Genomic DNA, 11,528 nt, shown 5'->3' with positions numbered 1-11,528 from the left:
CCTGATTATTTAGCTGAAGAACGGTAAGTCTGAATCAAGTCAATAAAGTGGTCGAACAGCGGCGCGGCATCATGCGGGCCGGGGCTTGCTTCTGGGTGACCCTGGAAGCTGAACGCTGGCTTATCCGTGCGGTGAATCCCCTGAACCGTATGGTCAAACAGGGATTTGTGCGTGACGCGCAGCGTGGCAGGCAGATTATTTTCATCAACTGCAAAGCCGTGGTTCTGCGCGGTAATCATCACACAGTTGTTATCCAGATCTTTGACCGGATGGTTGCCACCGTGGTGACCCAGCTTCATTTTGATGGTCTTGGCACCGCTCGCCAGTGCCAGCAGTTGGTGACCCAGACAGATACCGAATACCGGAATATCCGTTTCCAGGAAGGTTTTGATCGCACGAATCGCGTAGTCGCACGGTTCTGGGTCGCCCGGGCCGTTAGAGAGGAAAATACCGTCTGGGTTCAGCTTCAGTACGTCCTCAGCAGGTGTCTGCGCCGGGACGACCGTCAGGCGACAGCCGCGATCCACCAGCATACGCAGAATGTTGCGTTTCACACCGTAGTCATAAGCGACAACGTGGTAAGGCAGCTCGCTTTCGTTTTTCGCCGCCGGCAATTCGCCTTCCAGCGTCCAGCTTCCCTGTAACCAGCTGTAGCTTTCTGCCGTCGTGACTTCTTTTGCCAGATCCATGCCCTTCAGCCCTGGGAAGGCTTTCGCTTTCTCCAGTGCAACGGCAGCATCCGGCGCATCGCCCGCGATGATGCAGCCATTCTGTGCGCCTTTCTCACGCAGCAGACGGGTCAGTTTACGGGTATCGATATCAGCAATGGCGACGATGTTGTTGCGTTTGAGGTATTCAGACAGGCTTTCTTCACTACGGTAGTTGCTGGCAATCAGAGGTAAATCGCGAATAACCAGACCTTGAGCCTGTACAGAGGGGGATTCTTCATCGTTGGCATTGGCGCCGACATTACCGATATGGGGATAAGTGAGAGTGACAATCTGGCGGGAATAGGAAGGATCAGTAAGGATTTCTTGATAACCGGTCATCGACGTATTGAAGACCACTTCCCCCACTGCCGACCCTTCTGCCCCAATGGCCCGACCGTGGAATTGGGTTCCGTCTTCCAGAACCAATAGCGCTGACTTAATCAAAACACCCTCCAAGGAATAAACAATCACGTTATTTGCATATTAATTCAGATTCGAGCCACTAAATCAATGCAAAAACTACCTGTAAGGCCAATTTTTGGCAAATTGGGCGCATTTTAATGATGGTCTTCCTGATTGTCTACCCAAACCGCTTTTTTTCTCTTATTTTTATGCTTTCCGAAATAAATAGTCGCCCACTGACGTAAAAAACCCTATCAACTGAGATAAGTAAACGGTTGCGAGACAACATTGCTAAAATAAGAGTAACAAATCACCAGCAAAGGACATTTTGGGAGTAAGGAGGGAAAATCATCACTAAAAAACAGAATAAAACACAAACAAATACCAATGATGATAGAAAAAACAAGCCAACAAGATAAAAGAAAAGGTGAACGTAAAAACACCCACCTTTTTCAGTTAGATATAAATCCTATGAAAAATAAAAATACTACAAATCATCCAGAGAAAGCACATCTCTCATATCAAAAAGGCCACTTTCTTTCGCACTAATCCAGATTGCAGCTCTTACTGCACCATTAGCAAATGTCATGCGGCTGGATGCCTTGTGGGTAATCTCAACGCGCTCACCCACATCAGCAAACATCGCCGTATGTTCACCGACGATATCGCCCGCTCGCACGGTCGCAAAACCAATGCTTTTCGGATCGCGTTCACCGGTGTAGCCTTCACGCGCGTACACGGCACAGGACTTCAGATCGCGTCCCAGCGCATCAGCGATCGCTTCGCCCATCGCCAGTGCGGTACCCGATGGCGCATCCACTTTGTGGCGGTGGTGTGCTTCAATGATTTCGATATCAGTATAGTCGCCCATGACTTTGGCCGCTTTTTCCAGCAGCTTCAGCATGACATTGACGCCAACGCTGAAGTTCGCCGCAAACACGATGCCGATATCCTGCGCAGCCTGCTTAATCGCCGCCTTTCCTGCATCATCAAAGCCGGTTGTCCCAATAATCATGCCTTTACGGTGCTGACGGCAAAACGCCAAATGCGCTAATGTGCCTTCTGGGCGGGTGAAGTCGATCAAAATATCGAAATCATTCTGCACGGCATCCAGGCTTTCATTCACGGTAATACCGCTTTTCCCCAGCCCAGCAAGTTCACCGGCATCGCTTCCTATCAGAGACGAACCAGAACGCTCCAGCGCCGCGCCCAATACTACGCCATCCATTTGCTCGATAGCCTGAATCAGCTGGCGTCCCATACGGCCGCCCGCGCCTACAACCGCAATACGGATGAATGAATCCTTCATAATGTCTCTCTCTTTTTAATCCTGACGACATAAAAATAACATCAGGTTAACGGGCGCTGCGCACTATCGCCAGCGGATTTACCGCCAGATTAGAAAATACTGTTTGAAGCCGCAGAAAATCAGCAAAACTGTCTAACCAAAGGTATCAGAATGGCGCTCAGAGCGATGAAAAGCCGCAAGGTATTTGAAGATAAATACAAGCGGTTAAAAAACAAGCTACATGGCGTAACGCATAAAAATTCATTTTTATGCATTAACATTTTCATGAGTGAATATAGGGGAAAGAAAACGGAAGGGGATAAAAGCGATAGGGCTTTAGCCTAGCCCTACCGCAGAAACAGCATTAATCTATCTGTTTGACTTCAACACGCAGCTCTTTGGGCACTTCAAAGACGATGTTTTCTTCACGCCCTTGCATTTCAATCGCAACCTTGCCGCCCAATTCTTTCAGGCGCTGGATCACCTGTTGTACCAGAATATCCGGTGCCGATGCCCCTGCGGTGACACCAACCTGCGAAACGCCCGCTACCCATGATTCCTGGATATCCTCGGCGGCATCAATCAGATAAGCCGCTTTCCCGGCTCTCTGTGCCAATTCAGCAAGGCGGTTGGAGTTTGAGGAGTTTTTAGACCCCACGACAAACACGACATCCGCTTTATCCGACAAATGACGAACGGCTTCCTGACGATTGGTCGTGGCATAACAGATGTCATCTTTACGCGGACCGACAATCTGCGGAAAACGCTCACGCAATGCATCAATCACCGCATAGGTATCATCAACAGAAAGCGTGGTCTGCGTCATAAAGCTCAGATTAGTTTCATCTTTTACCTGTAGCTGCCAGACATCCTCGGGGGACTCTACCAGATACATGCCGCCATCCGCATTGCTGTACTGCCCCATCGTTCCCTCAACCTCGGGGTGTCCAGCATGCCCGATAAGAATGGCTTCTACGCCTTTCTTACTGGCTCTGGCCACTTCCATATGCACCTTGGTTACCAAAGGACAGGTCGCATCGAATACCGTCAGGTCGCGGTTTTTGGCTTCATTACGTACCGCTTGTGAAACGCCATGCGCAGAGAAAATCAGAATCGCACCGTCCGGCACATCTTCGATCTGCTCAATAAAAATCGCGCCGCGTTCACGTAAGCCATTAACCACATAGCGATTGTGAACCACTTCATGACGAACGTAGATCGGCGTACCAAAAAGCTCCAGCGCACGTTCCACAATGCTGATAGCACGATCGACACCCGCACAGAAGCCACGTGGATTAGCCAGCAGAATCTGCATGTGATGCCTCCTGTTGTACGGGATCAATGTCCAGCACTTCAAGATCGAAGGTAATCGCCTGACCAGATAAAGGATGGTTGAAATCCACCGTGACTGACTCTTCAGTCACATCACGGATAATTCCCGGCATATCATTCCCAGCAACGCCGCTGAACAGCATGATGGTGCCAACATCCGGCACGCCAGTCTGGGCAAAATCACGACGTAAAAAAAACTGGATCAGGTTCGGATTGGTCGGCCCAAAGGCCGACTCTGGCGGCAGCGTAAACTTGCGTTTATCGCCACGCTGCAATCCCAACAGATGTTGTTCCAACGCGTCAGACAGGCTGCCGTCGCCAAGGCGAAACAGCGCTGGCTTGCCGCGCTCACGCGTGGATTCGGCCGCAGAACCATCCTCCAGCGTCAGGATAAAATGCACCAGCAGCGCGCTGTTGTGCTGCACAGTCTCGGACATCAGTGACCCTTTTGCTTAACGGTATCAGTATCATCATGCGTACTGAAAAACCCTTCCAGTACGATGAGCGCCGCACCAATACAGATAGCGGTATCGGCAAGGTTAAAGGTAGCGAAGTGCCAGTCACCGACATAGAAGTCGATGAAATCAACGACAAAACCGTGCCATGTCCGGTCAAACAGATTGCCCAATGCACCGCCGATAATCAGCGAATAGGCAATGTTATTGAGCTTCTGCTTGACGTTGCCACGGTACATCATCACCAGTAGTGCAACCACAATCGCAATCGCGATACCGGCAAAAAACCAGCGCTGCCAGCCACCTTTATCCGCCAGGAAGCTGAATGCTGCGCCATAGTTACGGGCGTAATGCAGATTCAAAGAAGGCATCACTGGCACCGTATCTCCCAGCGCAAAGTGGGCAAGAATCCACTGCTTGCTGCCAAGGTCGATAACAAGAACCAGTAGCGCCAGCCAGAGCCAGCGCAATCCGCTCGAACAAATGTTATTCATCAGACAAATTTACGCTCTTCGCCATTACCGCCTACGTTAGTCGCACAGCGACCACACACTTCAGGATGCTCGGCATTGCTACCAATATCCGTCTCGTAATGCCAGCAGCGTGGACACTTGTGCCCTTCTGCCTCACTTAAGGCAATTTTCAGTCCGGTGAGTTCCGTTGCCTGCGCGCTATCCGGCGCATTTTCATAACGTTCCACCCGCGCTTTTGACGTCAACAGCGCAAAGTGCAGTTCCTGCTGTAGCTGGTTCAGCTTGCCTGCCAGATTAGCATCAGCGTACAGCGTGACGGACGCTTCCAGCGAACCACCGATGCGCTTATCATTACGCGCCTGCTCAATGACTTTGTTCACTTCGCTACGTACTTTCAGGATATCCGTCCAGAACGCATCGTTCATCGTTTCAGTATCATCCAGCGCGAACAGACCGTCATACCACTCTTCGGTAAACACGTACTGCGCACGTTCGCCCGGCAGGTAGCTCCAAATTTCATCCGCCGTGAAGGACATAATCGGTGCCATCCAACGAACCAATGCTTCTGAGATATGGTATAGCGCAGTCTGGCAGCTACGGCGTGCAACACTGTCGCTTTTTGCCGTGTATTGACGATCTTTGATGATATCCAGGTAGAACGACCCCATCTCGATCGAGCAGAACTGCATCAGGCGCTGTACCACACGGTGGAAATCGTAGCTTTCATAGGCTTCGAGGATCTCATCCTGCGCGGCTTTCGCACAGCTAACCGCCCAGCGATCCAGCACCACCATGTCTTCTGGTTTCACACTATCTTTCTGTGGATCAAACCCATTCAGGTTCGCCAGCAAGAAACGCGCAGTGTTACGAATACGACGGTAGGCATCAGCGGAACGTTTCAGGATCTCATCGGATACGGCGATTTCACCAGAGTAATCCGTTGAGCCGATCCACAGGCGCAGAATGTCAGCACCGAGTTTGTTCGTCACGTCCTGCGGGCTCACGGTATTCCCGATCGACTTGGACATCTTACGACCCTGACCATCAACGGTGAAACCGTGGGTTAACACCTGACGATAAGGTGCTTTACCTTTAATCGCCGTGGAGATCATCAGAGAAGACATGAACCAGCCACGATGTTGGTCAGACCCTTCCAGATACATATCTGCTGAGTGACCGCCGAATTCAGGACGAGCATCCACCACGGACGCATGCGTTGATCCAGAATCGAACCACACGTCCAGCGTGTCTGGCACTTTGACATAATTATCAGCGTCTGCGCCCAGCACATCAGCCGGATCGAGATCCCACCATGCCTGAATGCCATCGGCTTCAACACGCTTTGCCACCGCTTCAATCAGTTCAGCAGTACGCGGATGCAGTTCTTCCGTCTCTTTGTGAACGAACAGCGACATTGGCACGCCCCAGGTACGCTGACGGGAGATACACCAGTCAGGACGGTTGGCGACCATCGACTCAATACGTGCCTGGCCCCAATCAGGAATCCACTGCACACCTTTGATTTCAGACAGCGACTGCTTACGTAGGCCTTTCTGATCCATGCTGACAAACCATTGTGGCGTGGCACGGAAAATAATCGGTGATTTATGACGCCAGCAGCACGGATAGCTGTGCTGCAATTTTTCTACATGCAGCAACATGCCTTTTTCACGCAGGATTTCAACGATCAGATCGTTGGCTTTGAAAACGAATTTACCATCCAACTCAGGATAGGTGCCGCTCAGGTAGCAGCCGTTCGGTCCCACCGGGTTGGCGATTTCCAGATTGTACTTCTGGCTGATCACGTAGTCGTCAGGACCGTGACCACCAGCGGTGTGTACCGCACCCGTACCGGCATCCAGCGTCACGTGGTCGCCCAAAATGGCCGGTACATCGAAGCCCAGGAACGGATGTTTGAAGCGTAGCAGTTCAAGATCCGCGCCCTTACAGTCGCTCAGCACAATCCACTGAGTCACACCAATGCGTTTCATCACGCTTTCAACCAGATCGGCCGCCAGAATCAGCGCCTGACCATCAATTTGTACCAGTTGATAATCGAACTCCGCGTTCAGTGAGATCGCGCGGTTTGCTGGCAGCGTCCACGGTGTCGTCGTCCAGATCACCAGAGACACGGGGCCGTCTACGTTGCTCACGCCAAATTTGGCTAAGACCGCCGCGACATCGCTTGCGTTAAACGCGACATCAATAGATGGAGACGTTTTGTCGTAATATTCAACTTCTGCTTCTGCCAGTGAGGAGCCGCAGTCTACGCACCAGTGAACCGGCTTCGCCCCTTTGTGCAGGTGACCGTTTTCAATAATGCGACCCAATGCACGAATGATGTTCGCTTCGGTTTTGAAATCCATCGTCAGGTAAGGGCGATCCCAGTCACCCAGCACGCCAAGACGAATAAAATCGGCTTTCTGACCAACAATCTGCTCCGCCGCATATTTACGGCACTCAGCACGGAATTCTGCTGCGCTGACTTTCTCGCCCGGTTTACCGATCAGTTGTTCGACTTTCAGTTCAATCGGCAGACCATGACAGTCCCAGCCCGGCACATAAGGGGAATCGTAGCCAGACAGGCCTTTCGATTTAACAATAATATCTTTCAGAATCTTGTTAACTGAGTGACCAATGTGAATACTGCCGTTCGCGTACGGAGGGCCATCGTGCAAAATGAAGGTCTTCTTTCCCTTCTTCGCATTGCGAATAATCCCGTACAGATCCTGCTCATACCAACGTTTCAGCATGTCAGGTTCGCGCTTGGCCAGATCGCCACGCATCGGGAACCCTGTTTCCGGCAAGTTCAGGGTAGTCTTATAGTCACTCATTAGATTCTCGATTTCGTTTCGGCTAGAAAAATTAAACCGGTGTCTTTAACCCGAAGAACGTCCGGGCGGTCACCACATCATCGGCGATTTGCTGTTTTAACGCATCGATCGAAGCAAAACGCTGTTCATTACGGATCTTTTTACGCAGTACGACTTCAATATGACGACCATAGAGGTTCATCGTCACGTCCAGCAAATGCACTTCAAGCTGCTGGCGTTTGTCACCGTTTACGGTCGGACGTGTGCCAATATTGGCGACGCCCGGCAGCGGTTCTTGCCCCAGCCCATAAACGCTGACGGCATATACGCCGCTGACAGGGGAAACCTGACGTTTTAGCGGTAGATTGGCCGTCGGGAACCCAATGGTTCTTCCCAGCGCTTTGCCATGTTCTACGCGCCCGGAAATACAGTAAGGGTGGCCCAACAGGCTTTCTGCCAGTTCAAGCTCATCACGACTGAGCGCTTCACGTACCGCCGTGCTACTGACACGTTTGCCACCATTACAGAACGAATCGGTGCTGATGACATCGAACCCCGACTCACGCCCAGCCTTCTGTAATAACAGGAAATCACCCTGACGACCAGCCCCGAAGCGGAAGTCATCGCCCACCACCAGGAACTTCACGCCGAGTTTCTTCACCAGCAGAGAAGAGACGAATGTCTCGGCATCATTGGCGGCAAAACACGCATCGAATTTGACACACAACAGATAGTCCACACCAGCCTGCGCCAGATATTTCACCTTGTCACGCAGACGCGTCAAACGTGCGGGTGCTTTTTCCGCAGCAAAGAGCTCCAGCGGCTGCGGTTCAAAAATCATGACCATCACCGGCAGCCCACGAGCGCGACCTTCCTGCTTCAGTCGTTCGAGCAGCATTTGGTGTCCGAGGTGCACACCATCAAAATTACCAATAGTGAGCACACAGCCATAATGGTGTGCCCGAAGATTGTGTATACCGCGAATTAGCTGCATGGCTGGCCCAGAACAAAGGGTTAATATTATGGAAATCGGCGGATTATACCTTGTACAGCGAGTAAGGTTAACCCGCGATTCGCGCCTTTTGCAGCCACCCTATAAATCGTGCTGGTATTTGTACGTTTTTTAGCTGAATCATTGATGAATAAGGCTCATATGCAGAATATCCAAGCAGCGGATGTCCCATCCAATCCGACTTTACCGATAGCAGACAGGGCTTTATCAAATTCAGGATGAAATTATGATGCGAAAGGCTGTATTCCACCGCGTGAAGCTGCTAAAATCCTGCGCCATCACAACGTAACAAGTGTCGACGTACAAACGACGCTTATTTGCACAAATCCATTGACAAACGAAGGCTAAACGAGCATATTCCACGGCCTTTGAATTGTCCTCGATTGAATATATTTGGGAGTTGGACCTTGGCTAATATCAAATCAGCTAAGAAACGCGCCGTACAATCTGAGAAGCGCCGTAAGCATAACGCAAGCCGTCGCTCAATGATGCGTACTTTCATCAAGAAAGTATACGCGGCGATCGCTACTGGCGATAAAGAAGTGGCACAGAAAGCGTTTAATGACATGCAACCGATCGTGGATCGCCAGGCTGGTAAAGGTCTGATTCACAAGAACAAAGCTGCACGTCATAAATCCAATCTGGTTGCGCGCATCAACGCCATGCAATAATCACGCATCTGCGTGCTGTTGCTAAAAAAACCGGCTTAGGCCGGTTTTTTTGCGTCTGCGGTATCACAAAAGAGCGCTGAAAAATCTGCGTTACAGACACGCTGTACCGCGGGGTGCTGGATCATTCTGGCCGCAAAGATCGCATAATACTCGTCCTGAATGTTCTCGATCCTACCAATCTCGACAATATTCCCCTGCAGGTAGATTTCATTGGCATACAGCGACGGCGCAACGAAAATCGCATCGTTATTAATGCCAAACGCCGTCATCAGCGCCGCATCATCAAACTCACCCAAAATATCTGCCTGAATATTCTGCGCCGTAAACCAATTCAATAGCTTCCGTCCCAGCATGGTTCTCCGCCCTGGAATCAGCAATTTACGTTGTTCAAGACAGGCGGGGAAAGGCTGCTCAGGCTGCGGGCGTTTACAATAAAAGCTCATCCCACACTCGCCTAGTTTGATTGAAAACAGCCCTTCCTGCTGCGTTGAATCCACCGGGCAATCCGACAGAATCATATCCAGCTTATGCTGGCTCAACTGCTCCAACAGCATTTCGTGCGTCGACTCAAAGCAGCGCAAATGGATATGTTCCTGTTCCGTCACGACCGTTTCCAGCACCCGGCTCACCAGCCGTTTGGACAGCGCATCTGCCACGCCAACGTCGAATAGCAGATTCGATTCTTTGCGGTAGTTCACAATATCCAACATTTCCTGGCTGAGTTGGAACATGCTATCTGCATAGCGAAAGACCAACTGCCCCAGTTCCGTCGGTTCCAGCCCTCGCCCTTTGCGCTTGAAAAGTTTGCCCTGCAAACGTTCTTCCAGACATTTAATTTGCCCGGTAATGGTCTGCGGCGTTAAGAACAGCGTCTCTGCCGCACCAGCAACGGAGCCCGACTTATACACCTGCCAGAAATAATAGAGATGGTTAAAATTCAAATGAGACACACCCGCCTCCTCTTCGCGCCTCCGGCATAGCATCAACCCTTACACGGCTGAATCGCCTTGTCCAGCACTGGCAACACCCCGTGCAATGCCAAATAGCCAAGCAGCGCCGCCAGCCCTGACGCCAGTAAGATTCCCAACTTGGCATAGGTAATCAATTCTGCATCACCGCCAGAAAATGCCAACAGCGTAATAAATATCGACATAGTAAAACCAATACCACACAGCACAGAAACCGCCATGATCTGGTTAAAGCGCACGCCAGCGGGCAGACGCGCATAGCCCAGTCGAATGATTAGCCAACTGAACAAGGTAATACCCAGCGGTTTACCCATCAGCAGTCCAGTCGCGATACCGAGACTCAACGGGGAAAACAGTTTTTCCAGCACAATCCCCTGTAGCACAATGCCTGCGTTAGCGAAGGCAAACAATGGAATAATCAGAAACGCGACCCACGTTTGTAAGCCATGTTCCAGCGTGGTTGCCGGAGAAGATTCCCCGTTGGACGTACGTAAAGGAATAAAGAATCCGACGATCACCCCAGCAAGCGTCGCATGAACGCCACATCTCAGAATGCAGACCCACAAGACGCTCCCCACCAGCAAATAGGCAGAAGTTTTACCAACCTGCTGCCTGTTCATATAGGCCAGCACCGCAATCGCCAGCACCGCACCGCCCAACGCAGGCCAGAAGATCTGCTGCGTATAAAACAGAGCGATAATCAGGATCGCCCCCAGATCGTCAATGATCGCCAGCGCCAGCAGGAAGACTTTTAACCCTGCGGGAACGCGCTTGCCCAATAGCGTCAGTACCCCGATGGCAAACGCGATATCTGTCGCAGCGGGAATCGCCCAGCCAGCCCGCGTCACCTCATCATTCGCATTAAAAAGCAGAAAGAGCAAAGCGGGGAAAATCATTCCACCTACCGCCGCAGCCAATGGCAACATCGCCTGCTGGCGACTGGCTAATGTGCCTTCGACTAACTCGCGTTTTACTTCCAGACCAATCAGCAGGAAAAAAATCGCCATCAGGCCATCATTGATCCACAGCAGCAGGTTCTTATTGATTTCCAGCGCGCCAAACCGTATTTCCACTGGTATCATCAGGAATTGTTGATAGCCCACAGCAGTAACAGACCAGTTAGCAAATACGATCGCCAACACCGTTGCCATCATTAGCATCACACCCGCTGCCGCATCCAATCGAATAAAGCGGCGAATCATTGTTATCATTGACTTAATCTCCCATCAGGCACGAACGTCAATACCCAGCGTCCGCTTTCTTGCTGGCAAGATTACGCAATACAATCACTCGTTAAAAGCAGATTAAAACTGGCTTAACACTCGAAAAAATCGAGTTATTGAATTGAGGCTATCTAGGGGAAGGAATAAAAAAATGTCGGGAGCGTTTTTCAACGTCGCGCAG

The 11,528-nt window shown here is 50.9% G+C and carries 10 protein-coding genes; 1 reads left to right on the top strand and 9 read right to left on the bottom strand.

Features of this window, described 5'->3' with window-relative positions:
* Nucleotides 1-5 precede the first annotated feature (5 nt).
* The 7 genes from carA to ribF form a co-directional block, all read right to left on the bottom strand.
* Nucleotides 6-1,154, bottom strand: coding sequence for a glutamine-hydrolyzing carbamoyl-phosphate synthase small subunit (gene carA / locus AACH44_RS02825; protein WP_010306691.1), 1,149 nt, complete (start codon nt 1,152-1,154; stop codon nt 6-8).
* A 445-nt stretch (nt 1,155-1,599) separates the two neighbouring features.
* Nucleotides 1,600-2,421 (bottom strand): 4-hydroxy-tetrahydrodipicolinate reductase, encoded by an 822-nt coding sequence (gene dapB / locus AACH44_RS02820; RefSeq protein ID WP_261849001.1) that lies wholly within the window; start codon nt 2,419-2,421, stop codon nt 1,600-1,602.
* Between the two features lie 343 nt (nt 2,422-2,764).
* On the bottom strand, nt 2,765-3,715 hold the full coding sequence (gene ispH / locus AACH44_RS02815) for a 4-hydroxy-3-methylbut-2-enyl diphosphate reductase (RefSeq protein WP_261849000.1): 951 nt from the start codon (nt 3,713-3,715) through the stop codon (nt 2,765-2,767).
* Nucleotides 3,696-4,169, bottom strand: a complete 474-nt coding sequence (gene fkpB / locus AACH44_RS02810; RefSeq protein WP_261848999.1) for an FKBP-type peptidyl-prolyl cis-trans isomerase — start codon at nt 4,167-4,169, stop codon at nt 3,696-3,698. The genes ispH and fkpB overlap by 20 nt, the downstream gene beginning before the upstream one ends.
* Nucleotides 4,169-4,684, bottom strand: coding sequence for a signal peptidase II (gene lspA / locus AACH44_RS02805; RefSeq protein WP_261849038.1), 516 nt, complete (start codon nt 4,682-4,684; stop codon nt 4,169-4,171). Before lspA ends, fkpB begins: the two co-directional genes overlap by 1 nt.
* Nucleotides 4,681-7,494: an isoleucine--tRNA ligase gene (gene ileS / locus AACH44_RS02800; RefSeq protein WP_261848998.1), complete on the bottom strand. Its 2,814-nt coding sequence runs from the start codon at nt 7,492-7,494 to the stop codon at nt 4,681-4,683. Before ileS ends, lspA begins: the two co-directional genes overlap by 4 nt.
* A 31-nt stretch (nt 7,495-7,525) precedes the next feature.
* On the bottom strand, nt 7,526-8,467 hold the full coding sequence (gene ribF / locus AACH44_RS02795; protein WP_261848997.1) for a bifunctional riboflavin kinase/FAD synthetase: 942 nt from the start codon (nt 8,465-8,467) through the stop codon (nt 7,526-7,528).
* A 425-nt stretch (nt 8,468-8,892) separates the two neighbouring features.
* Here ribF and rpsT point away from each other — a divergent pair, with 425 nt between their 5' ends.
* On the top strand, nt 8,893-9,156 hold the full coding sequence (gene rpsT, locus AACH44_RS02790) for a 30S ribosomal protein S20 (protein ID WP_005973217.1): 264 nt from the start codon (nt 8,893-8,895) through the stop codon (nt 9,154-9,156).
* A 35-nt stretch (nt 9,157-9,191) separates the two neighbouring features.
* Here the strand turns inward: rpsT and nhaR are convergent, their stop codons facing one another.
* Both nhaR and nhaA read right to left on the bottom strand, forming a co-directional pair.
* Entirely contained in the window at nt 9,192-10,106 is a 915-nt protein-coding gene (gene nhaR / locus AACH44_RS02785; RefSeq protein WP_261848996.1) for a transcriptional activator NhaR, read from the bottom strand.
* Between the two features lie 32 nt (nt 10,107-10,138).
* Complete coding sequence (gene nhaA, locus AACH44_RS02780) at nt 10,139-11,335, bottom strand: Na+/H+ antiporter NhaA (RefSeq protein WP_261848995.1); 1,197 nt, start codon at nt 11,333-11,335, stop codon at nt 10,139-10,141.
* Nucleotides 11,336-11,528: the final 193 nt, after the last annotated feature.

Source organism: Pectobacterium araliae, assembly GCF_037076465.1.
Lineage (GTDB): Bacteria > Pseudomonadota > Gammaproteobacteria > Enterobacterales > Enterobacteriaceae > Pectobacterium > Pectobacterium araliae.
The sequence above is the reverse complement of the archived record's forward strand: the minus strand, read 5'-3'. Positions and strand labels throughout refer to the sequence as shown.